General features: G+C 71.9%; 20 protein-coding genes. 9 read left to right on the top strand and 11 right to left on the bottom strand.

The window, feature by feature from the left end:
- Window positions 1–111: 111 nt before the first annotated feature.
- The 6 genes from E4N62_RS03205 to E4N62_RS03180 form a co-directional block, all read right to left on the bottom strand.
- Window positions 112–1,386, bottom strand: a complete 1,275-nt coding sequence (locus E4N62_RS03205; protein WP_230211832.1) for an IS701 family transposase — start codon at window positions 1,384–1,386, stop codon at window positions 112–114.
- A gap of 99 nt (window positions 1,387–1,485) precedes the next feature.
- Complete coding sequence (locus tag E4N62_RS03200) at window positions 1,486–2,013, bottom strand: gamma-glutamylcyclotransferase family protein (protein WP_230211831.1); 528 nt, start codon at window positions 2,011–2,013, stop codon at window positions 1,486–1,488.
- Window positions 2,014–2,113: 100 nt separating this feature from the next.
- Complete coding sequence (locus tag E4N62_RS03195; RefSeq protein WP_230211830.1) at window positions 2,114–2,539, bottom strand: hypothetical protein; 426 nt, start codon at window positions 2,537–2,539, stop codon at window positions 2,114–2,116.
- 45 nt (window positions 2,540–2,584) lie between these two features.
- Window positions 2,585–3,430, bottom strand: a complete 846-nt coding sequence (locus tag E4N62_RS03190; RefSeq protein WP_230211829.1) for a TIGR03943 family protein — start codon at window positions 3,428–3,430, stop codon at window positions 2,585–2,587.
- A complete protein-coding gene (locus tag E4N62_RS03185) occupies window positions 3,427–4,563 on the bottom strand; it encodes a permease (protein ID WP_230211828.1) in 1,137 nt (378 codons plus the stop codon). Before E4N62_RS03185 ends, E4N62_RS03190 begins: the two co-directional genes overlap by 4 nt.
- 111 nt (window positions 4,564–4,674) lie before the next feature.
- Complete coding sequence (locus E4N62_RS03180; RefSeq protein ID WP_308184827.1) at window positions 4,675–4,980, bottom strand: SsgA family sporulation/cell division regulator; 306 nt, start codon at window positions 4,978–4,980, stop codon at window positions 4,675–4,677.
- A gap of 448 nt (window positions 4,981–5,428) precedes the next feature.
- Here E4N62_RS03180 and E4N62_RS03175 point away from each other — a divergent pair, with 448 nt between their 5' ends.
- Window positions 5,429–6,607 carry a sigma-70 family RNA polymerase sigma factor gene (locus E4N62_RS03175; RefSeq protein WP_230211827.1) on the top strand — a complete coding sequence of 393 codons (1,179 nt, stop codon included), beginning with the start codon at window positions 5,429–5,431 and terminating at the stop codon, window positions 6,605–6,607.
- Window positions 6,608–7,314: 707 nt separating this feature from the next.
- Here E4N62_RS03175 and E4N62_RS03170 read toward each other — a convergent pair.
- Window positions 7,315–7,872, bottom strand: coding sequence for an NADPH-dependent FMN reductase (locus E4N62_RS03170; RefSeq protein ID WP_374116914.1), 558 nt, complete (start codon window positions 7,870–7,872; stop codon window positions 7,315–7,317).
- Window positions 7,873–8,315: 443 nt separating this feature from the next.
- On the opposite strand from E4N62_RS03170, the gene E4N62_RS03165 reads away from it, so the two are divergent.
- Together E4N62_RS03165 and E4N62_RS03160 are read left to right on the top strand one after the other, a co-directional pair.
- Entirely contained in the window at window positions 8,316–8,846 is a 531-nt protein-coding gene (locus E4N62_RS03165) for a hypothetical protein (RefSeq protein ID WP_230211825.1), read from the top strand.
- Between the two features lie 155 nt (window positions 8,847–9,001).
- A complete protein-coding gene (locus tag E4N62_RS03160; RefSeq protein WP_230211824.1) occupies window positions 9,002–9,694 on the top strand; it encodes a class F sortase in 693 nt (230 codons plus the stop codon).
- A gap of 36 nt (window positions 9,695–9,730) precedes the next feature.
- Here E4N62_RS03160 and E4N62_RS03155 read toward each other — a convergent pair whose 3' ends face one another.
- On the bottom strand, window positions 9,731–10,516 hold the full coding sequence (locus tag E4N62_RS03155; RefSeq protein ID WP_230211823.1) for a TSUP family transporter: 786 nt from the start codon (window positions 10,514–10,516) through the stop codon (window positions 9,731–9,733).
- A 385-nt stretch (window positions 10,517–10,901) separates the two neighbouring features.
- Here E4N62_RS03155 and E4N62_RS03150 point away from each other — a divergent pair, with 385 nt between their 5' ends.
- Genes E4N62_RS03150 through nirD form a run of 3 tightly spaced genes read left to right on the top strand, consistent with a single transcriptional unit; the run spans window position 10,902 to window position 15,076 of the window.
- Window positions 10,902–12,128, top strand: coding sequence for an NAD(P)/FAD-dependent oxidoreductase (locus tag E4N62_RS03150; RefSeq protein ID WP_230211822.1), 1,227 nt, complete (start codon window positions 10,902–10,904; stop codon window positions 12,126–12,128).
- A complete protein-coding gene (gene nirB, locus E4N62_RS03145; RefSeq protein WP_230211821.1) occupies window positions 12,129–14,729 on the top strand; it encodes a nitrite reductase large subunit NirB in 2,601 nt (866 codons plus the stop codon). It begins immediately after the preceding gene.
- Window positions 14,726–15,076 (top strand): nitrite reductase small subunit NirD, encoded by a 351-nt coding sequence (nirD, locus tag E4N62_RS03140; RefSeq protein ID WP_230211820.1) that lies wholly within the window; start codon window positions 14,726–14,728, stop codon window positions 15,074–15,076. Before nirB ends, nirD begins: the two co-directional genes overlap by 4 nt.
- A 179-nt stretch (window positions 15,077–15,255) precedes the next feature.
- Here nirD and E4N62_RS03130 read toward each other — a convergent pair whose 3' ends face one another.
- From E4N62_RS03130 to E4N62_RS03120, 3 genes are all read right to left on the bottom strand, one after another.
- Window positions 15,256–16,188: an oxidoreductase gene (locus E4N62_RS03130; protein ID WP_230211819.1), complete on the bottom strand. Its 933-nt coding sequence runs from the start codon at window positions 16,186–16,188 to the stop codon at window positions 15,256–15,258.
- 278 nt (window positions 16,189–16,466) lie between these two features.
- Window positions 16,467–18,515 (bottom strand): SulP family inorganic anion transporter, encoded by a 2,049-nt coding sequence (locus tag E4N62_RS03125; protein ID WP_230211818.1) that lies wholly within the window; start codon window positions 18,513–18,515, stop codon window positions 16,467–16,469.
- Window positions 18,512–19,171, bottom strand: a complete 660-nt coding sequence (locus E4N62_RS03120; RefSeq protein ID WP_230211817.1) for a carbonic anhydrase — start codon at window positions 19,169–19,171, stop codon at window positions 18,512–18,514. Before E4N62_RS03120 ends, E4N62_RS03125 begins: the two co-directional genes overlap by 4 nt.
- Before the next feature lie 304 nt (window positions 19,172–19,475).
- On the opposite strand from E4N62_RS03120, the gene E4N62_RS03115 reads away from it, so the two are divergent.
- From E4N62_RS03115 to E4N62_RS03105, 3 genes are read left to right on the top strand one after another with little or no spacing between them, the layout of a single operon-like run.
- Window positions 19,476–20,249 (top strand): response regulator transcription factor, encoded by a 774-nt coding sequence (locus tag E4N62_RS03115; protein ID WP_230211816.1) that lies wholly within the window; start codon window positions 19,476–19,478, stop codon window positions 20,247–20,249.
- Window positions 20,246–20,983 carry a winged helix-turn-helix domain-containing protein gene (locus E4N62_RS48515; RefSeq protein ID WP_230211815.1) on the top strand — a complete coding sequence of 246 codons (738 nt, stop codon included), beginning with the start codon at window positions 20,246–20,248 and terminating at the stop codon, window positions 20,981–20,983. The genes E4N62_RS03115 and E4N62_RS48515 overlap by 4 nt, the downstream gene beginning before the upstream one ends.
- The gene (locus E4N62_RS03105; protein ID WP_230211814.1) at window positions 20,980–22,629 is read left to right on the top strand and encodes a HAMP domain-containing sensor histidine kinase; all 1,650 of its coding nucleotides are present in this window, start codon (window positions 20,980–20,982) and stop codon (window positions 22,627–22,629) included. The genes E4N62_RS48515 and E4N62_RS03105 overlap by 4 nt, the downstream gene beginning before the upstream one ends.
- Window positions 22,630–22,647: the final 18 nt, after the last annotated feature.

The following is a 22,647-nucleotide window of genomic DNA, read 5'->3' as shown; positions in this document are numbered from 1 at the left end:
AACACCCCCTAGTAGGGCTCCGTTAGGTTGCTCTGGCTCTTGGGTTCTGGCTGGTGGTGGATGTTCTGGGCAGCGGGCGGTGGCAGGTGGTGCAGGTGCCGGTCCAGCAGTTCAGCAGGTCCTGGATGGCGTCGAGGATCTGGTAGAGGGTGAGTCCGCTGTATCGGCTTTTGGGGACAGGCGCTGTTCGGTGAGGAAGGCGTGGGCGGCGGTGACCAGGGTGACGTGGTGGTGCCAGCCGTTCCAGGAGCGGCCCTCGAAGTGGTCCAGGCCGAGGCCGTGCTTGAGTTCCCGGTAATCGTGCTCGATGCGCCAGCGGATCTTGGACAGGCGGACCAGTTCGGTGATCGGTGTGTCGGCGGGCAGGTTGGACAGCCAGTAGTCGGTGGGTGCTTCGGCGTCCTGGGGCCATTCGACCAGCAGCGTCACCTCGGGCAGGACACCGTCCCAGTGGCCGTGCTCGGCAGTGGCGGCGGCTTGGGCCAGACGGCGGGCCCTCACCCCGGGCCGCACCCGCAGCGCCAGAAAGCGTGAGTGCATCGGCCCGCGGGAGCCTTCACGCCAGGTCACCTCGGTGAACGCCTGCCGTCCGTGCTCCTGAGCCAGCGCTGCCACCGAGGACGGCTTGTCCCGGTAGCGGGGCTGCGGCCTGCGACCGTTCCCGGACCAGGCCGGGGCGGTGGGCCGCACGTCGTGCGGGTGGACCGTCACGTCCGAACGGACCGCCACGACATAGCCGATGCCCCGCTCGCTCAGACCGTCGCGGAAGTCGGCGTTCTGCCCGTAGCCGGCGTCGGCGACCAGCACCGGCGGCACCAGACCCCACCCGGCCAGCTCGTCGAGGATGTCCAGGGCCAGACGCCACTTCTCCCGGTGCCCGACCTCCTGCGGTATCCCGGTCTTCTGCCGCCGCACCGCATCGTCCGCCCACTCCTCGGGCACGAACATCCGCCACTGCAGCGGACAGGACGCGGTGTCGGAGACCGCGTGCACACTCACCGCGACCTGGCAGTTGGCCCGCTTGCCCAGCGCCCCGCAGTACTGGCGCGCGACCGCCACCGACATCTTCCCGTCCTTGGGGAACGACACGTCATCGACCGCCCACGCCTCCGGGCCGATTCTCGGCACCATCCGCTGGGCGATCCGCCGCCGCACCGGCACCGGATCCCACGTCGACTGGTTCACGAACTGCTGCAGGTTCTGCTCGTTGCCGTCGGGCAGCCGTTCCGCCATCGGCTGGATCGACTTCCGCCGTCCGTCCAGCATCAATCCCCGCAGGTAGCAGTCGCCCTTCGCCCGCTGATCCTTGCGCGGCACCGACGCGAACACGTCAGCGACGAATAACGCCAACGTCGCCCGAGCACGGTTCACTTCATGTGCGTCCACACCTTCAGCGTTCCCCCAAACAGGACCGACAGACAGACGTAACGGAGCCCTACTAGGGCCCTTCTGATGGATCTCCCACGGAGATCCATCAGAAGGGCCCTAACCCCGCAGACGCCAGTCCCCGCTCTCGATCAGCTTTCCCCTGGCCCTGAGTCGGGCCGCGACGGTCGGGGCGGCGACGTAGACCCAGGCCCGTACGACCGTGCCGTCGGCGAGGACGGCCGGGCGCTCCACCCGCTCGTAGAGGTTCGTGGGGTCGCCCGGAGCGTACTCCTCCAACTGGTCTAGGACGCGGAGCAGTTCGGCGTAGTCCTCGGGGAGCGCCGTGACGACCTCACCGCTCACCTCGCCCACTCCCCCGTGACGTTCCCCGATCCCGGTCGCGTTCTCGGTTTCGGTCCCGGTCGCGTTCTTGGTTTCGGTCGCGCTCCCGGCTCCGGCTCCGGTTCCGGTTCCGTGCGCGGCCCCGTCGCCGAGGCGCTCGACCGCGTACGGGTAGCCGGGGCCGTCGTAGAGCGCCATGCCGCGCATCCGGGCCGGTTCCTCCGCGGCGGTGCGGCCGCGCAGGAAGAGGTCGTGGTTGGGCTCGCCGGGGCGGAGGGTGCCGTAGACGAATACGGGGAGCACCGTTGTCGTCTCTCCTCTCCAATCCAAGGGGATCGGGACTTTGTGTGAGGTGCCTGGGGCCGCGGGGCGCGGGCGGATGTGTCGTCGGCCGGTGCAGGCTTCAGCGTCGCTCGCGCCACCACCGGGTGAGGATCTCGGCCTTCAGGTCGAACTCCCGGTCCAGGAAGCACGTCGGGGTGCGCAGCGTGGCGCGGCGGCCGTCGGTGGTGTGGACGGTGATCTGCCGTACGCCGAGGACGCGACGGACCTCCAGGCTCCGGATGCCGGTCCAGGGGATCCGGCGCGTTCGCAGGCCGCGCACCACGAGGGCGTCCTCGGCGAGGGCCACCTCGTCGCCCCGGCGCAGGACCGCGACGACCACGGTGGCGGTGAACACCGCCGAGACGCACTGCCGCAGCGTGTCGCCGTCCATGGGGTGGGACGTCAGAGCGAGGGCGGCATACAGCAGTGCCGTCCCGCCCAGGAGCCCCAGCGCGACGGGCAGTACGGACTGGAGCAGGCCCGATCTGTACGTGATCGTTTCCACGCGTCTCCGCGTCTCCGAGTCTCCGGGGTGGGTCGATGGGCCAGGTCAGCGCGTGGGGGTGAGGGCGTCGGCGTATGCGTTGGGTGGGCGGGGGACCTCCTTGACTGTGTCGGCGTCGACAGCCGCCTCGGCGGAGCTCGTGCCGAGGGTGCCGGAGGAGTGCCAGGTGCCGGTGAGGGTGACCCAGGTGTCGGCGGGCGGGGGCGGGGTGCCGTGGACGCGCACCTTCACGAACTGGGCGTCGGCTGCGCAGCAGCTGAAGATGGCGCGGGTCAGGTACCAGGTGGTCGTCGTCCCGTCGTCCCCGCTGTCCCCGCCGCCCCCGGCCGACGTGCCCTTGTCAGGGGTGACGAAGCCCGTCATCTCGACGGTCCGGCCGTCGATGGCCCGGTCTTGGTCCTGCTGCACCCGGCGGGTGAAGTCGGTGAGGGTGATCGGGAGCGGTGAGGTCTTCGGCAGCGGGTCGAAGTCGTCCTGGTCCGTGACCGTCACCGCCTTGGGTGTCTCCCGGGACGCGGTGTACGCGCCGATGGCCGGCGGGGCGTAGAAGAGCAGGCTCAGCGCGGGGAGGAGCAGGAGCCAGGCGACGCGGGGCGGGGTGGAGTGGTCGTGGCCGGGACCGTGACCGTGACCATCGGGGGCGGTGCCTGCGCCGGTGTCGGCGTCGGTGTCGGCGGTGTCGGCGTCGGCTTGCCGTGCGTCTTGTGCTCGCGGTCTCCACAGCGACCATGCCTCCGCCGTGCCCAGGACGAGGAGCAGTGCGCCCGAGGCCACGAGGAGGGGGTGCATGCCCTGCTTGACGTATCTCAGGTAGTCGTCGGTGACGAGGGTCGCGTGCAGGAGGCCGAGGCCACTGAGGAGGAGCAGGAGCGCCTGGAGGGGTCGTTTCACAGGAGTACGGCTCCGATCAGCGCGCTGCACAGGATCGCGACGACGACCGTCGCGGCGGAGAAGCGGACCGCGAAGGCCCGGCCGAAGGTGCCCGTCTGCAGGGCGATCAGCTTCAGGTCGACCATGGGGCCGACCACCATGAAGGTCAGCCGCGCGGTGGGCGAGAAGCCGGTGAGCGACGCGGCGACGAAGGCGTCCGCCTCGGAGCACACCGAGAGGAGGATGGCGAGCGCTGCGAGGAACAGCACCGACAGCCACGGCGAGTCGGCGAAGGTGTCGAGCACGGTGCGCGGGACGAGCACATTGAACGTGGCCGCCGCCATCGCGCCGACGACGAGGAAGCCGCCCGCGTGCAGGAAGTCGTGCTGGAAGCCGGTGCGGAACTCGTTCCAGCGGCTCTGCCCGGGCCGGTGCCCGGTGTGCCGCGCGACCGGCTTGAGCCACTCCGCGCGCCCCAGCCAGAGCCACAGCCAGCCCATCGCGGCGGCGGTGACGAGGGAGGCGAGCAGCCGGGCCAGCACCATCGCGGGGCTGCCGGGGAAGGCGATGGCCGTGGCGGTCAGGACGATCGGGTTGATGGCCGGGGCGGAGAGGAGGAACGCGAAGGCCGCGGCCGGGTCGACGCCCCGGCGGATCAGGCTCTGCGCGACCGGCACCGAGGCGCACTCGCAGCCCGGCAGCACGACCCCGGCGGCGCCGGCGACCGGGACCGCGAGCGTCGGCCTTTTCGGCAGCACCCGGGTGAACACGCGCGCCGGGACGAAGGCGTTGATGGCTCCGGACAGGGCCGTCCCGAGCAGCAGGAACGGCAGCGCCTGCACGGTGATGGAGAGGCACACGGTCCGCCACGCCTGAACCGCCGGCTCCTCCATCCACCGCCCCACCACGAACAGCACGACACCGGGGACGAGGGCCGCGCCGAGGAGCAGCAGGGGCCAGTAACGAGGCCAGGGGTTCTCGGGGTTCTCGGGGTTCTCGGGGTTCTCGGGACGCTCGGGGTGTTCGGGGCCCTCGGGGTTTTGGGAGGTGGCGGCGCTCAGGTGTGCGCCGGTGTCGGTGTCATCGGCCTCCGCCCCAGCGATGGCCGCCTCCGCGGTGGTGCTGTTCGAGGTCCTGCTCGCGGCCTCGGTCACGGTCTTTCCCCCCGCCCTGTCCGGCCGGCCGGTTCTGCTGTCGTCTGCATGTGCCCACTCCGAATATCCGGACGATCGGATCGAACATAGCGGGCGCTCCGGACCGACGCGTCAGACCCCACCCAGCAGAGACGTCAGACCGTCGTCGAGCGCCGGTTCCAGGTCCTCTCCGCCGAGCGCGACGACGGCGTACGAGCGGTGCAGGAAGCGGCGGAGCGAGGAGGTGTCGAAACGGATCATGGCCATGCCGTGCGGGGAGTGGAGTTCCACGACGGTGTGCGCCGGGCCGCAGGGCCAGAGGTGCACGTCGCCGATACCGGCCGGGCCGGTCAGCCCCTCCGCGAGGAGCGTGCGGGCGAACGCCCACGTCACGTCGGCGCCGTCGGCGGAGGAGCCGGACGGGAAGTCGATGTGCACGGCGAAGGGGTCGTCGGGGGTGTAGCGCAGGGTGGTGCGTACCGGGATCTCGTCGTAGTCCGGGGTGATCAGGCGGGCGCGGGCGCACTGTTCGAGGGCGGGGGCGTCGGGCGGGCGGGCCGGGCGGGGGGCATGGGCGGTCTCCAGTTCGGGCGCTTCAGGTAGGTCGTCAGGTATGGCGACAGGTATGGCGGCACTGCGGAAGCCGCGGATGCTTCAGCGGCTGCGGATACTTCGGATGCTCGGATGTTGCGGGTTCATGCGTTCGTCAGATGCTTCTTCGGGCCACACGCCCGGTCGACCGCGCCGAGCCCCCATGTATTACGCCGCTTTCGAAGTTACCCACTGTGATACATGTCACTTTGGGTGATTACTTGAGTTTTTTGTCATCTCCACATACAAAATCGTCGTCATTCCATCTACAGGCGACTGGAGAGCGTTTCCCGCCATGACCGACGGCCTGTCCGGGTCCGCGACCGCCGCGTACACCCGCATCTACGAGGAACAGCATCCGCGCCTGGTCGCGTACGCGCGCTCCCTCACCCGGAACTCCTGGACCGCCGAGGACCTCGTCGCCGAGGCGCACTTCCGCGTGTGGCGGCGGCTCTCCGGAGGGCACGAGATCGACAACGTGCCCGCGTATCTGATGACGACGGTGCGGCATCTCGCGGCGGCCGTGGGCTCCACCGCGACGCGGGAGACACCGCTGGATCCGACGGCTCCCGAGCGGGCCGAGGCCGACGTCCGGGTGGCCGACGCCACCGACCCCGCCGAACAGGTCTCCTCCGTCGATCTGTTGGTGCGGGTCCTGGGCCAGCTGCCGGAGCGGTGGGTGCAGGCGTTGTGGCTGGCCGAGGCGGAGGGCCAGCCGCTGGAGACGGTCGGGCAGCGCATCGGCGCGAAGCAGGGCGCGACGGCGGTGCTGCTGCACCGGGCGCGCGAGGGGATGCGCCAGGCGTTCCTGCGCGAGCAGCCCGGTGCGCCGATCGATCCGGCGTGCCAGGTGCGTTGGGGGCGCATGCCGGCGTATGTGCGCGGTACGGCGACCGCGCGGCAGTCCGAGCAACTGCTCAGCCATGTGGACGCGTGCGACGACTGCCGGGCGCGGCTCGCCGTGCTGATGCGCACGAACGACCGGCTGCCCGCGTTCGTCGGTCCCGCCCTGCTGGTGTTCGTCGTGGGAGGAGGTGGGGGCAAGCTGCTGATGGCCCTCACGGGTGGCTCCGCCGGTACGGCCGCGGTGCTCGGCTCCGCGGGTGGGCACGGGGGTGGCCAGGTGCTGCACGCCGTGCGGCAGGCGGCGAGTGGCGCGGGTGGGGTGAAGGTGCCCACCGTCGCGGCGGTCGGTGCGGCCGCGGCCGCCGCCGCGGTTGTGGCCGGCATCGTGCTCGGGCCCCTCGACTCGGGGGCAGGGCCCGAGCGGCGGGTGCCGGTCGCGCAGGCGCCCGCGCCGCATCGGCCCGAGGTGGCGTCTCCCGATGTCGTCGAGCACCGGGGAGCGGTGACGGATGTGGTGGTCTCGCCTCGTGGGGAGGGTGCGGGTGGCGGCCGTGGGGGCGTGGGCTCCGGCGAGGAGGGGGCGGGCTGGAGGTACGGGCGCCTGAATCGCCGGGGGCGAGGGATCTGAGGGCCAGGAGCCGGGGGTTGGCGGACCTGAGGGCGAGGCCGGGAGTTGACGGACCTGAGGGCGAGGCCGGGGAGTTGACGGACCTGAGGGCGAGGAGCCGGGAGTTGACGGACCTGAGGGCGAGGAGCCGGGAGTTGACGGACCTGAGGGCGAGGAGCCGGGAGTTGACGGACCTGAGGGCGAGGAGCCGGCTGGGTCTGGGGTGGAGCCGCCCGTAGAGGAGGCCCGCCTGTGGTGGAACCGCCTGCGGAGGAAGCCCGCCCGTAGTGGAACCGCCTGCCGAGGAGACCCCACCCGTCGTCGAACCCCCGCCGAAGAGACCCCACCCGTCGTCGAACCCCCGCCGAAGAAGCCCCACCCGTCGTCGAACCCCCGCCGAAGAAGCCCCACCCGTCGTCGAACCCCCGCCGAAGAGACCCCACCCGTCGTCGAACCCCCGCCGAAGAGACCCCACCCGTCGTCGACCCCCGCCGAAGAAGCCCCACCCGTCCAGGAGCCCGTCGAGCCGTCGCCGGAGGAGCCGGAAGGTGGGGGTGGGGGGCCTGGAGGCGGTTGTTGATGGTGAGGGGTGGCGGTGGGGCACGTGGATTTCTCGCCCCCGCCGCCCCTACCCGTCCCATCCCCAGGGGGCTGCGCCCCTTCCACCCCCGGGCGCCTATCGTTCGTCCGCGGGTCGACTGGAGTCCTCGCGCAGTTCCCCGCGCTCCTCAACCCCCGTACGGTCGCCTCTCCTTCGCCTCGCGTAGTGCGTGGCCCCACCAGGAGAGGTGGTCCAGCATCGTCCGGGCCGCCGCGTTCGGGGTGGTCGGCTCGTGGAGGTCGCCTGTGTCGTCGAAGGCGGCGTGGGCGTTGTGGAAGGAGACCGTGTCCCGGATCGTGGTCGCGTGGAGTTCCGCGAAGACCTGACGCAGGTGCTCCGCCGCGCGCAGACCTCCTGAGACACCGCCGTAGGAGACCAGGGCCACCGGCTTGGCCCGCCATTCCTCGTAGTGCCAGTCGATGAGGTTCTTCAGGGCCGCCGGGTACGAGTGGTTGTACTCGGGCGTCACGACGATGAACGCCTCCGCCTCCGCCAGCTTCGGGGTGATCTCGGCCAGTCGTGCCGTCGCCTCGGCGGTCGGCGCGAACGTCGTCGGCAGATCGGCCTCGGCTACGTCCACCACGTCGACCTCGAAGCCACCGTGCTCCCGGACCCGGCTCAGCAGCCAGTCGGCGATCACCGACCCGAAGCGGCCGGTGCGGTTGCTGCCGATGACCAGCGTCACCCTCACCGGCGTGGCGGAGAAGGGAACAGGTGCCGCAGCGGGAGTGGGAGTAGGAGCGGGCGCGCGTGCGGAGGTGGGAGCCGGGGCGGAATCTGGGTGGGTGGCGTGCGTCGCGGTCTTCATGGGGCTCAGCGTGATACCTCAACTTTACTTGAGGTCAAGCGGTGCCGGATCGCGCGGGATCGCGCGGGTTTCCCGTCCCGGCGGACGGCTCCGCGTCCCCGCCCCAATCACCCGTTCACACCCCACCGGCCGCCCGGCGCGTTCCTCTTCTCCGCGCCCGCCGCGCACCCCATGACCTGCCCAAACATCCGCCGGTCCGTCTTTCCCCGCCCGCCCCTGACACCCATTCACCTCATTTCTGACGGTCCATCAGCAAGCGCGCGGAGCGGAGAGCCACTTACCTCGGAAGGGAACGGAGGACTCTCGGAGGAGGCAGCACGATGCGACGTACCGCCCGGCCGCTGGCCACGACCGCGCTCGCCCTCGCCTTCGCGGCCCTCACCGGCACACCCGCGTACGGCGATCCGGGCACCGGGCGGCTCGAACTGTCCCCCACCGGTGTCGTCCCCGGCGACGAGGTCACCGTCCGCACGGCGGTCTGCGGTGCGGACGGTACCGCCACGGGGGACGCCAGCGCGGTCGGCGCCGGCTCCTTCTCGCTCACCCCGGGCGCGGGGCAGGGGCGGCTCGACGGCCGGTTCGAGGTGCCGCCGAGCGCGCAGCCGGGGACGTACGAGATCGTCGCGACCTGCGCGGAAGGGGTCTCCCGGGTCACCGGCGACCTGGTCGTCTCGCTCACCGGCACGCGGACCGGACAGCCGGCGTATCCGAGGGGAAGTGTGAAGACGGGGGTCGGTGGCGCACTCGGTCCCGACCCCGTGCAGACCGCGGCGGGTGTGGCGGCCCTGGCCGTCGCCGCCGCGGGCGGTACCTGGCTCCTGCATCGCCGGGCGAGAAGCGACGGGATCTGACGGACGCCCTCCGCCGTCCGTCCGCCGGTACCGCCGTCCCCTCCTCCCCTCCGGGTCCGACGCCCCTCGACCCGGAGGGGAGGAACAAGGGGCACCAGCTTGTGACGCGCCCGAGGGGGTGCCCGTCCGCCCATGAGGAGGTTGAGGAGGTTTCTGTGCGTCGGCTCGCCAATGCCGTCATAGCCGGGGTCACCGTGGTGGCCCTCTGTTCGGGCGCGTGGTTGCTGCGCAGCGGGACCGCGTCGCACGCGCCGCCGCAGCCGTCGGCCGCGCAGGCCCACAGCCGGTCGAGCGGTGCGCCGGGCACGTCGAGCGGGCGCGGGGACGACGGGTCCGCGGCCGCCGCGCTGCCGGCCTCCCCGCCTGTCCGGATCCGCGTCCCTTCCCTCCGCGTCGACGCGCCGCTCATGGGACTCGGCCTGACACCCACCGGCAGCCTCGACGTCCCGCCCGCCGAGAAGAAGAACCTGGCGGGCTGGTACGAGGCCGGTACGACACCGGGTGAGCGAGGCACGGCGATCGTCGCCGGGCACGTGGACAACGCCGACGGGGCCGCCGTGTTCTACCGCCTCGGCGCGCTGCGGCGGGGCGCCACCATCGAGGTGGACCGGCGGGACGGCGGGACCGCCTTGTTCACGGTGGACGCCGTGGAGGTGTACGACGCGCGCGGCTTCCCCGACGAGAAGGTGTACGGGGCCGCGCCGAGGCCCGAGCTGCGGGTCATCACCTGCGGCGGCGGATACTCACGGGCGACCGGCTACCGGGGGAACGTGGTCGTCTTCGCCCACCTCACCGGCAGCCGCGTCGCCTCCCTCACCGGCAGCCGCGACAGCAGCCGGGCCGACTGATGACCGGCGCCCGCCCCCACCCCACACCCCGGCCGGTCACGCCACCCACTGCTCGTACCCCATCTTCGCCACCAGGGTGAACACGACCGTCAGCAGGACGACACGGACGAAGCCGCTGCCCTTCTTGAGGGCGGTGTGGGCGCCCACGGTCCCGCCGACGAGGTTGAAGACCGCCATCAGGGCCGCCAGTTGCCAGTACACAGTGCCCTTCCAGGCGAAGGTGGCGAGGGCACCCGCGTTGGTGCAGCAGTTGACGATCTTGGCGGTGGCGGAGGCGCTGACCAGGTCGAGGTGGAGGATGGCGGTCAGGGCGAGGACCAGGAACGTGCCGGTGCCGGGGCCGACGAGGCCGTCGTAGAAGCCGATGCCGACGCCCGCGAGGCCGATCGCGGCGAGGACGCGGCGCGCGGAGACCGGGCCGGTGCCGGGGGCCGTGCCGAAGGAGGGGCGCAGGATCACGAAGGCGCCCACGGCGAGCAGGACCACCATGACGACGGGCTTCAGGACCTCGGTGCTCATGCCGACGGCCACGAAGGCGCCGGCCGTCGAGCCCGCGAGCGCCGCGAGGCCGATGCGTACGGCGGTCTTCACGTCGACGGGGGTGCGCCGGGCGTACGTCACCGCGGCACCCGTCGTGCCGACGATGGCGACGGCCTTGTTGGTGCCCAGCGCGTACTGGGCGGCCGATGTGCCGTTCGGCAGGCCGAGGAGGAGGGCGGGGAGAAGCAGGAGCCCGCCGCCGCCCACCACGGCGTCGATCCAGCCGGCCGCGAGGGCGGCGACGCACAGAACGACGACCATGGTCAGCGATATGTCAGGCATGGTCGGGACCCTATGCGCCGGGATGGGTGTGTCGTCCATCGACCTGAGGATCTTCTGAGGTCGGGTTCCCTGGATTGTTTCGCCGCGCCCCCGACCCCGCGCCCCCTCGACCCCGCGCCACGTGACCTACGACACCGCCCGACGTGACCTACGGCACCGCGGCCCGGGGCGTCCGCGCCGGCCCGCGCCCCGGCCCGTCCTCCCGTATACGCCCGCACGACCCTCGTATCACCAGGTCAGCGCGGTGATCCCGGGTGTCCTCACACCCCACCCGGGCCTTTCGGAAACCCCTCACACACCGCTCGAGGCCATGGGGAGGGCAGCGTTCCTCGTGGGAAACAGATGCGATGCGGTCGGGTAACACCGGCACCGCACGCTCAAGGACATGACCTCGAACGAGCGTGTGGTGGTGATCGGCTCCGGCCTCGCGGGTGTACGTCTAGCCCGGCGGCTGGGAGAGCTCGGCATGCCCGCCACGCTGGTGGGCGAGGAGGAGCACACACCCTACAACCGGGTGCTGCTCGCCGAGGTGCTGGCCGGACGGTACGCGCCCGAGGTCATCGCGTTGCCCGCCCCCGCCGAGCTGACGCGCGGGCGGGTGGTCCGTATCGACCGCGAGATGCGAGCCGTGCATCTCGCGGACGGTGCGGAGATCGCGTACGACAGGCTGGTCCTCGCGACCGGTTCCAACCCGGTGCTGCCGCCGCTGCGCGGCCTCTGGGACCCGGAGCGGCACGAGTTCCCCGACGGGGTGCACGCCTTCCGGACCATGGACGACTGTCTGGGGCTGTCGAAGGCGGTCCGGCCGGGTGTGCGCGCCGTCGTCATCGGGGGCGGGCTCCTCGGGGTCTCCGCCTCCCGCGCGCTCGCCCTGCGCGGCGCCCAGGTCGTTCTCGCCCAGCAGGGCGAGCGCCTGATGGAACGTCAGCTCGACCCGTCCGCCTCGAAGTTGGTCCGCCGACACCTCACCGACCTCGGTGTCGAGGTGCACACCGAGACGCGCGTACGCGCCGTGCGCAGCGTCGGCGGGACCGTACGGTCGGTCTCGATGGCCGACGGATACACCCTCGACGCGGACCTCGTGGTCATCGCCTGCGGGGTCCACCCCCGGGTGGGTCTCGCCCAGGAGGCGGGGCTCGCGGTGCACAAGGGCGTCATCGTCGACGAGGAGCTGCGCAGCTCCGACCCTCGCATCCATGCCATCGGCGACTGCGCCCAGTTCGAGGGCACGGTGTACGGGCTCGCCACCCCGGCGCTCGAACAGGCCGATGTCCTGGCCGAGTTGCTCGCGGGGAACGCCGGTTCCCCGGCCGCCCGGTACACCGGCACCCGCGCCCTGACCCGGCTGACGCTCGCCGGAGCGGACTTCCTCGACCTCGCCGCGTTCGGCGAGCCCGAGCCCCTGCCCGGTGACGACGTGATCCAGCTGGCCGACGCCACACGCGGCACGTACCGCAAGGTCGTCGTCCGCGACGACCGCCTGGTCGGCGGAGTGCTCGTCGGCGAACTCGGCACCGTGGGCGCGCTCGCCCGCGCCTGGGAGGGAGCGGAGCCGCTCCCCGGAGACGGCGCTCCCCTGCTCCACCTGCTCACCAACGATGGAGGCTCCTGAATGTCCGCCACCCTGGGGGCCACCCCCACGATCGTGCTCGTCGGCCACGGCATGGTCGGCCAGCGCTTCCTCGAAGCGCTCGCCGAGCGCGGCCTGGCCGCCACGCACCGCGTGGTCGTGCTCTGCGAGGAGCCGCGCCCGGCGTACGACCGGGTGGCGCTCACCTCGTACTTCGCGGGCAAGACGCCCGAGGACCTGTCGATGACCGACATGGAGTTCATCGAGACGCACGGCATCGAGCTGCTCGTCGGCGACCCGGCCGAGACGATCGACCGTGAGGCGAAGAAGGTCACCGCACGCTCCGGGCAGGTCTTCGAGTACGACATCCTGGTCCTCGCCACCGGTTCGTTCCCGTTCGTGCCGCCGGTCCCGGGCAAGGACGCCACGGGCTGCTTCGTCTACCGCACGATCGAGGACCTGCTCGCGATCGAGGAGTACGCGAAGACGGCCGAGACCGGTGCCGTGGTCGGCGGTGGTCTGCTCGGGCTGGAGGCGGCCGGTGCGCTGAAGGGTCTCGGACTCACCTCGCACATCGTGGAGTTCGCGCCCCGGCTGATGCCGGTGCAGGTGGACGACGGCGGTGGCGCCGCGCTGCTGCGCACCATCCAGGACATGGGTCTGTCGGTCCACACCGGTGTGGGCACGCAGGAGATCGTCGTCGACGAGTCCGGCGCGGTCACGGGCATGAAGCTGTCCGACGGCTCCGAACTCGCCACCGACCTGGTGGTGTTCTCCGCCGGTGTCCGCCCCCGCGACCAGCTGGCCCGGGACTGCGGTCTGACGGTCGGCGAGCGCGGCGGCATCACCGTCGACGAGCAGTGCCGGACGGTCGACGACCCGCATGTGTTCGCGATCGGCGAGTGCGCGCTGGCCTCCGACGGGCGGGTGTACGGCCTGGTGGCCCCCGGTTACGAGCAGGCCGAGACGGCCGCCGCGACCATCGCCGCCGACGAGGCCGCCTTCACCGGCGCCGACCTGTCCACCAAGCTGAAGCTCCTGGGCGTGGACGTGGCCTCCTTCGGTGACGCGCACGGCGCGACCGCCGACTGCCTGGACGTCGTGTACTCCGACTCCCGCTCCGGCATCTACAAGAAGCTGGTCATCGGCCGGGACGGCGAGCTGCTCGGCGGCATCCTGGTCGGTGACGCGGACGCGTACGGCACGCTGAAGGCCTTCACCGGATCGGTCCCGCCGGTCTCGCCCGAGTCGCTGGTCCTCCCGGCGGGCTCCGGCGGCGGCGCCCAACTCGGCCCGTCCGCGCTGCCGGACGACGCGATCATCTGCTCCTGCCACAACGTGTCCAAGGGCACGATCCGGGGCGCGGTCACCGACCACCGGTGCACGACCGTCCCCGAGGTCAAGAAGTGCACCAAGGCCGGTACGGGCTGCGGCAGTTGCGTCAAGGTCCTCGGCCAGCTCGTCACCGCCGAGCTGGAGGCCAGTGGCGTCGTCGTCGACAAGGGCCTGTGCGGCTGCTTCTCGCAGACCCGCGAGGAGCTGTACGAGATCGTCCTCGCCCTGCGCATCAACACCTACCAGGATCTGCTGGACCGGTACGGCCGCGACGAGGCCAGGGGCGGCGACGGCTGCGAGATCTGCAAGCCGGCCGTCGGCTCGATCATCGCCTCACTCGCCCCGACCATCGGCGCCAGCGGCTACGTCCTGGACGGTGAGCAGGCCGCGCTCCAGGACAGCAACGACCACTTCCTGGCCAACCTGCAGAAGAACGGCTCGTACTCGGTCGTCCCGCGCATCCCCGGCGGTGAGATCACCCCCGAGGGCCTGATCGTGATCGGTGAGATCGCCCGCGACTTCGGTCTCTACACGAAGATCACGGGAGGTCAGCGGATCGACATGTTCGGCGCCCGCGTCGAGCAACTGCCCGTCATCTGGACCCGGTTGGTGGACGCCGGCTTCGAGTCGGGCCACGCCTACGGCAAGTCGCTGCGCACGGTGAAGTCCTGCGTCGGCCAGACCTGGTGCCGCTACGGCGTCCAGGACTCGGTCCGCATGGCGATCGACCTGGAGCTGCGCTACCGGGGACTCAGGTCCCCCCACAAGCTGAAGTCGGCGGTCTCGGGCTGTGCCCGCGAGTGCGCGGAGGCCCAGTCGAAGGACTTCGGCGTCATCGCGACGTCGAACGGCTGGAACCTCTACGTCGGCGGCAACGGCGGCGCCACCCCGCGCCACGCGGACCTGCTGGCCCAGGATCTCTCCGACGCCGAACTGATCAGGCTGATCGACCGGTTCCTGATGTTCTACATCCGCACCGCCGACCGCCTGGAGCGCACCTCGACATGGCTGGAGCGGATCCCCGGCGGCCTGGACCACGTCCGGGACGTGGTCGTGGAGGACTCCCTCGGCATCTGCGAGGAGCTGGAGTCCCTGATGGCGGACCATGTCTCGCACTACGCCGACGAGTGGGCCTCCACCATCAACGACCCCGAGAAGCTCGCCCGGTTCGTGTCCTTCGTGAACGCCCCCGACACCCCGGACCCGGTCGTCGGCTTCGTCCCCGAGCGCGACCAGATCAAGCCCGACCTGCCCCTGCTGTCCATCGGCCTGCGGCCCGCCGATGTCCTGGAAGGAAGCGCCCGATGACCCTCGCCCCCGAGAAGATCGACGTCAAGGTCCAACTGCGGCTGGCGGACGGCTGGTTCACGGTCTGCGACCTGGCCCTGCTGATCCCGGGCCGCGGTGTGGCCGCCCTGCTCCCCGACGGCAACCAGGCCGCGCTGTTCCTCGACCGCGCGGGCAAGCTGTACGCCATCGACAACCGCGACCCCTTCGGCGGCGCCGCCGTCCTCTCCCGGGGCCTCACCGGCAGCCACCGGGGCCGCCCCTTCGTGGCCTCCCCGCTCCTGAAGCAGCGCTTCGACCTGGAGACCGGGCAGTGCCTGGACGACGAGGCCGTACGGATCACGGTGTACGAGGTGCGGGCCGCGTAGCGCCCCACGGGCGGGTCCCCCGTCCGACCTGGCATCCGCGCGTGGCGCGCGGACGTACGCGCGCCACGCGCGTCGTCGCACGGAACGCCGGCCCCACCTGGCGGGCACCCTCGGCGCGGCCCTGTGCGCCGCCCCGCTGGACCGGGGCTGGGTACGGCGGGTGGCGGCCGCGGCTGCAGTCAGGCCTTCAGCTCGTCGTACGCGACGTCGGTGAGGTGTTCGGAGGCGGTCCAGAGGCGTTCGCTCACCCGGTCGTCCACGGTCCAGGGGGCTCGCGGGGACGGGGACGGGGCGCCGCGCCACATCGCGAACGACGGGCCGATGAAGGAGTCGGGGCGCACGGCGGGGGCGGTCGCCGCGTAGAGGGTGGGCAGGGCACCGTCCTCGGCCGACTGGGCGAAGAAGCGGTTGCCGACCCGCATGAAGCGTTCGACACCCTTGCGGCCCTCGGCGCTGGGTCCGGCCGTCTGGAGGTTGGTCGACGCGTAACCGGGGTGCGCGGCCGCGGCGACGACCTCCGAGCCGCCGGCCGCCAGGCGCCGGGCCAGCTCGTGGGTGAACAGCAGGTTGGCGGTCTTGGAGCGGCCGTAGGCGAGCCAACGCCCGTACTTCCGCTCGCTGTTGAGGTCGTCGATGTCGATGTTCGCCCGGAGGTGCATCATGCTGGAGACGGTCACGACACGGGCACCCGGCGTGGCGAGCAGGGCAGGTAGGAGCAGGCCGGTGAGGGCGAAGTGGCCGAGGTGGTTGGTTCCGAACTGCGTCTCGAAGCCGTCGGCCGTACGGCCACGCGCCACGGCCATCACACCCGCGTTGTTGACGAGCAGACCCAGCCGGTCGCTCACCTGCGCGTAGGCTTCCGCGAACTCCCGCACGGAGCCGAGGTCGCCGAGGTCGAGCCGCATCAACTCGACGCTTCCGTCCGGCACTTCGGAACTCATCCGCTCCAGAGCCGCGGCGCCGCGCTCCGCGCTCCGACAGGCGAGGACGACATGCGCGCCACGGCGGGCGAGCTCCCTGGCGGCGGCGTATCCGATACCGCTGTTGGCACCGGTGACGACGGCGGAACGGCCACGCTGATCGGGAATGTCACGCACACTCCAGCCGGTCATGACGCCACCTTCCCGAAGGCTCCTGGGCGGTTTCCAGCGTAGACCGGGTGGGGGTGTTGCGGGAGGTGTGGCGACCGCGGTCCGGTGAGGCGGGGCACGCAGTTCCCCGCGCCCCTGAAAGCCCGGGCCCTGCGGGCCAGGGAGCCCACCGCCCTGAGGGCCAGGGCCGGGACGAAAAGCGAAGCCGGGCGCAGCCCCGGCTTCGCCAGGCGCGGGGAACTGCGCGGCCCGCCCCCACCGGACCCGCACCCGCACCCGCACCCAGGCGCCCTCTCCCCTCACTCTCCCCACCGCGCCCCCGGCGCAACAACGAGGCCGCTCCTCCGACACCCCGGCATCGGCCGGGTGTCGAGATAGAACCACTCGGCGTCGGGCCCCGGCCCACCCCGGCCCGGGCGCGCACCGGCCCCGGTCGGCATCGGCCGCCCGGTACCACCCACCGCCGCCGTACCGACCGTCGCGTAGTCCCACACCTCCGTCGGCACCGGCTCCGGCTCCCGCTCCGGCTCCGCCGTCCCCGTGAACGCCGGCTCCTCCGCCACCGCCCCCTTCGGCTCGGCCGCCGCGGGCGACTTCGTGAGGTCCGGCATCAGCAGTTCCACCCGCAGCCCCGCCCCCCGCTGCTGCGCCACGAACTCCTCGATCTGGCTGCGGCAGGCATGGTCGAGGTGGGTCACCCCGAGCAGGTCCAGCCGGATGCGCGGCTTGCCAGAGGCGGCCGCGCCCTCCAGCGCGTCGATCAGCTTCGGCAGCCGCAGGAACGTCGCGTTGCCCGCCATGACGACCTTCGCCGTGTCGTCCTCGATGTGCTGCCGGATGACGGTCTGCGACATCCGCAGCGCGGCCAGCACCACCCCCGCGGCAAGCCCGAAGAGCACCCCTTCGAGCAGCGCGGTCGCCGTGATGACCAGCGTGGTCAGCGTCATCACCGCGAACTCGCCCCGGTCCTGCCGCCACATCTTCGGGAACTGCTCCGGCGCGAACAGCTTCCACCCGCTGTGCACGAGGACACCCGCCAGCACCGAGATCGGGATCAGCGCCAGCACCTGCGGCAGCAGCAGCGCGAAGGCGAGCAGCCAGAGGCCGTGCAGCGTACGGGAGAGACGGGTCTTGGCGCCGGCCTGCACGTTCGCCGAGCTGCGCGCGACGACCGCCGTGATGGGCAGCGCGCCGAGGATGCCGGCGACGGTGTTGCCCGCGCCCTGGGCGATGAGCTCGGTGTTGTACCGGGTGCGCGGACCGTCGTGCATCCGGTCCACGGCGGCGGCGGTGAACAGACTCTCCGCCGACGCGATCACGGTGAAGGTGAGGATCGCCGTGATGACCCCGGCACTGGTCAGCCCGGACAACTGTTCCGGCCCCGGCACGTCCACGGACGCCAGCAGATTGCCGACCTGGAGCGTCTTCACCTCGACGCCCGGCAACGAGGCGACCGCGATACCGATCCCGACGGCCACGAGCGCGGCCGGGATCTTCCTGACCGGCCCCGGCACCTGCTTCCACACGAAGCTCAGCACGATCGTGACGATCCCGAGTCCGGCCGCGATCAGCGCCTGCGGGTTCGTCACGGTGTCGGCGATCAGTCCGGGGACGCCCGCCATGTTGTCCAAGGGGGTGCCCGGCGCCTTGGAGTCGGACATCGGGTACAGCTGGCTGAACATCAGCGGCAGTCCGATGCCGGCGAGCATGCCCTGCACGACGGCGATGGAGATCGCCTGGAACATCCGGTCCAGTTTCACCAGGCCCAGCACGATCTGGAGGATGCCGGAGAAGAGGACGATCACGCCGAGCATCGCGACGCCGAACTCCATGACCGTCTCCGCGACGAGCGCCGCGAGCCCGGCCGCCGGGCCGCTGACCTGGAGGGTGCTGCCCCTCACCGCGCCGACCACCAGACCGCCGATCACCCCCGAGATGATGCCCAGTTCGGCCGGTACGCCGGAGGCCACGGCCACGCCGATGCAGAGCGGCAGCGCGACCAGGAAGACGACGAGGGACGCGGTGATCTCCGTACCGAAGTCGATGCGCCCGGCGGAGGCTTCGGCGCGGGAGCGCTTGGACCCGGAGGGCGGACCGTCCGGATCCGGATCGTCCCGGCCCGCATCGACCCGACGACCCGCATCCTCCCGGCCCGGATGCTCCCGGCCCGGATGCTCCCGGCCCAGGGTCTCGGTGACGGTCCACTCCGGGAAGTCCGGGGCGTACGGGGGCGGGTCGGGTACGTATCCGGGTAACCCGGGTCCACCGTTTCGGCCGTTCCGGTGGGACCGGTGGGACCGGTGAGCGCCGCCGCCCGCCGCGTGCCGGCGTCCGTGCGCCCCGCTCATGACCCGTGCACCTGGAAGTCGCCGTCCGCGTCGAGTTCGTGCACCTTGCCGGTGTCGATCTCGTAGTACCAGCCGTGCAACCGCAAGCGTCCGGCGTCGAGTTGCTGCCGGGCGACCGGGTAGTCCCGCAGGACGGCCAACTGGTTGCGGATGTTGAGCTGGACGACCTCACGCAGGGCGGGATCCTCGGACGAGGCACTGTCCCTGCCGGTGCTGTCACGGCTGGTGTTGTCACTGCCGGTGGCATCCCCCAGGACCGGTTCGAGCGCGGGCCTGGCGTAGTCGAGCCAGGCGTCCACCCGGGGCAGCCCGGTCAGGTCCGCGCCGTACTTCAGTGCGCCCATCGCACCGCAGTGGGAATGACCACACACCACGATGTCCTGAACGCCGAGCACCTCCAGCGCGTACTCGATGGTGGCGGCCTCGCCGGAGGCGGCCCCGTACGCGTCGTGCGGCGGCACGATGTTGCCCGCATTTCGCAGCTCGAATATCTCGCCGGGCCGCGCCCCGGTGATCAGCGCGGGAATCACCCGCGAATCCGAGCAGGTAATGAACAGCGCCTCGGGAAATTGCCCGACGGCGAGTTTTCGGTATTCGTCGCTCTCGAAGTCGACCCGCCGTTTGAACGACCGGGCGCGATCCAGCAACGCCTTCATCGTGCCTCCCTGTACTGGTTCCGAGCTGTTCCAGCCTGCTTTGACCTGCCCTTACCTGCCTTGACGACCGTAGAGGGGCGATGACCAGAGGAAGGTTAAGCGAACACTAAAACGACGCCAGATTTTCCACATATTTCAGCCAGGCAGCCCTCCGCCGCAGGTCGGGCGACCGAATACAAGCGGTTTCTGAGGGTCATTTCACAATGCTCTGGATTCCCTGCACAGAGCTGTTCGCTCTCTTGTAGCGTGGCGCCCCACAGCACGGCTCTCGTGTTGTCCCGACTTTCTGGAGAGACAGGCGGCCATGGGCGTACGAGTGCTGCTCATCGAGGACGACGAGACGATCGCCGAACCGCTCGCCGACGGGCTGCGGCACTTCGGCCTGACGGTCCACCACGTGGCCACCGGAGCGGACGGGTTGAGAGGTCCGCACGGCGATGTCGTCCTGCTGGACCTCGGCCTGCCCGACATGGACGGCATCGACGTCTGCCGCGGGATCCGCCGGACCTCCGACGTCCCCATCATCATCCTCAGCGCGCGCGGCGAGGAGGCCGACCGTGTGCTGGGCCTGGAACTCGGCGCCGACGACTACCTGGCGAAACCATTCAGCATCCGGGAACTGGTCGCCCGGATACGGGCGGTGTCGCGCCGCCACCAGCGCCCGGGCGGCGGAGCGACGGGCGGGGCGCGGGCGCGGGCGGGACCATGGGCGGCGAGGTGGTGGCCGGGGTCGTGGTGGCCGAGGCGGGCGTCGGGAGGCCGGCCGGGGCCGAGGACTTGGCCGAGCCCGATGGAGCGGCCGAGTTCGAGTCCGTGGCCGGGAGTTCGGCGTACGGCGGCTGGTCGGCGCCCGCACCGGAGCCCGCGGCGCACGGGAAGTCGGCGGCCGGGGCCGGCTTCGGGGACAGGCGCCGGGCCGGGAGCCGATTCGGGGCCGACAACGACTTCGCGTCGGTCGGGAACTTCGAAGCCGAGGACCCGTATCGGGCAGGAGCAGGAGCAACAGGCGCGGTCCGAGCCCCAGGTGGAGCCGGAGACCCAGGTGGAGCCGGAGGAGCCGGCGGGACCAGAGGGGTGAGCGGAATCGGAACCGGTGGAGCGTACGGCATCCGAGGAGCTGGTGGCTTCGAAGGAACGGGGGGCGTCGGTGAAGGCCGTGGCGCCGAGTACGACTGGTCGGCCGCGTACGAGACGCCGGCGCACGGGACGCCCACGTACGCCGACCCGGCGCAGAACGCGCCCACCGTCGGGAGCCCCGCGCCCGGCGCTTCCGGTTCGGCGTACCGCACTCCGGCCTACGGCAGCCCGGTCCACGAGCCCCCGGTCTTCGAGCCCTACGAGCCCCTCATGTACGAGCAGGCACCGCCCGCACCCCGCGCCCCTTCCGGCGGCCCGGCGGCCGACGTCGGTTCGACCCCGTCGCCCGGTCCGCTCGTGGTGGACCGGCGGACCCGGCAGGTGTGGGTGGGCGAGGTCCCGGTCGCGCTGACGCCCAAGGAGTTCGAGCTGCTGGCGCTGCTCACCGAGGACCCCGGCGCGGTCTACTCCCGGCAGCAGATCCTCAACCGCGTCTGGGACGACCACTACCAGGGTCCGACCAAGACACTGGACGTCCATGTCGCCACCCTGCGGCGCAAGTTGGGCGACCCGGCCTGGATCCAGACCCTGCGCGGCGTGGGCTTCCGGCTCGCCGTACGCGCCCCGGGGCCGGGCCAGGCGCACGGCGGCGGGCGCGGACCGGGGACGAGGTCCGCGGCGGAGTCGAGGGTGGGCAAGGGGAGGCATCGCACGCCCGAGGCCAGGGCGTCATGACCCGACGCCTGCTGCTGAGTTACCTCAGTCTGGCCGCCCTGGTCCTCCTCGGCCTGGAGATCCCGCTGGGCATCGTCTACTCCCGGGCCGAGCGCGCGCGGATCGTCAACTCGGCCAATGACGAGGCCGAGTCGGTGGCCGCGTTCGCCGCGCTGTCGCTCGCCGCCCACCGCCCGGACGAACTCGCCGAACGGGCCAGGCACTGCGCCCAGCGCATCGGCGGGAGGGTCGTCATCGTCGACGCGGACGGTGAACTGCTGGCCTCCTCCCACTCCTTGTCCGCCGAGGAGAAGCGGTCCCTCGCCTCCCTCCCCGAGATCTCCGCCGCGCTGCGGGGCCGCGCCACCACGGACGTACGGACCACGACGACGGGCGGTGTCCACTACCTGTCCGTGGCGGCCCCGGTGGGCCACGCGACCGCGGACACCGACTCCGACAGGGACACGGACTCCGACACGACCCCCGACCTCGGCCCCGACTCCGGCTCGGGAGACGACGCCGGCCCGGAGAGCGACTCGGGTATCGCCTCGGTGTCGTACGCGCGGCCCGTCTCGGAGCCCGGTCGGGAAACGGGCGCGTCGGCGCAGGGGGCCGTGCGCATCACGCTCCCGACCACCATGGTGCACGCCCGCGTGTTCGCGGTCTGGCTGCTGCTGGCGCTCGCCGGACTCGCCGTGCTCACCGGCGTCGCCGCCGTGGCGTTCGCGTTCGCGCGCTGGACGGGGCGCCCCATCCGGCAGTTGGAGGAGGCCACGCACCGGCTGGCCGAGGGCGGTACGGCGACCAGCGTGGTGGTCACCTCGGGCCCGCCGGAGGTACGGAGTCTGGCGGCGGCCTTCAACACGACCGCGGCCCGCCTCGAACATCTGCTGGCCTCGCAGCGGGCGTTCGCCGGTGAGGCCTCGCACCAGCTGAAGACCCCGCTCGCGGCCCTGCGGCTACGGCTGGAGAACCTGGAGCCGGACATAGCCCGGCGCGCCCGGCCGAGCCTCGACGCCGCCGTCACCGAGACCGACCGGCTGGCCAGGATGGTCGAGGGGCTGCTGGCGATGGCCCGTCTGGAGGAGTCGGCGGCCATTCCGGCCCCGGTCGACCTGGGGGCGATCTGCGCGGAACGGCACCGTACGTGGGGGCCGTTGTTCGAACGCGAGAGGGTCTCCCTGGTCCTCTTCGCGGGTGCGGTGGGGCCGGTGACGGCCGTTCCCGGAGCCGTGGAGCAGATCCTCGACAACCTCCTCTCCAACGCCCTGCGCGCCTCCCCGGCGGGCAGTACGGTCACCATGGAGCTACGGCTCCTCGTCCCGGCCCGCAGGGCACTGCGCGACGCCCGGCCCCACTGGGTCGACCTGCACGTCACCGACGAGGGCCCCGGTATGACGGCGGAGCAGCGCGCCCGCGCGTTCGACCGCTTCTGGCGCGCCCCCGGCGCGCCCAAGGGCGGCACCGGGCTCGGCCTCTCCCTGGTCCAGCGGCTCGCCCACGCCAGTGGTGGTGAGGTGACGCTGCGGGAGGCGGCCACGGGCGGCCTGGACGCGGTCGTCCGCCTGCCGTCGACCGAGCCGCCGGGACCGGTCCACAGCCACGGCCACGGGTTCGGAGGACGTCCCGGGCAACGACGTCGCGAGGCACCGCCGCTACCGGCCTGAGCGAAGGCCACGCAGCGG

Origin of the sequence: Streptomyces sp. MNU76 (genome assembly GCF_020982545.1) — a bacterium.
GTDB lineage: Bacteria > Actinomycetota > Actinomycetes > Streptomycetales > Streptomycetaceae > Streptomyces.
The sequence above is the reverse complement of the archived record's forward strand: the minus strand, read 5'-3'. Positions and strand labels throughout refer to the sequence as shown.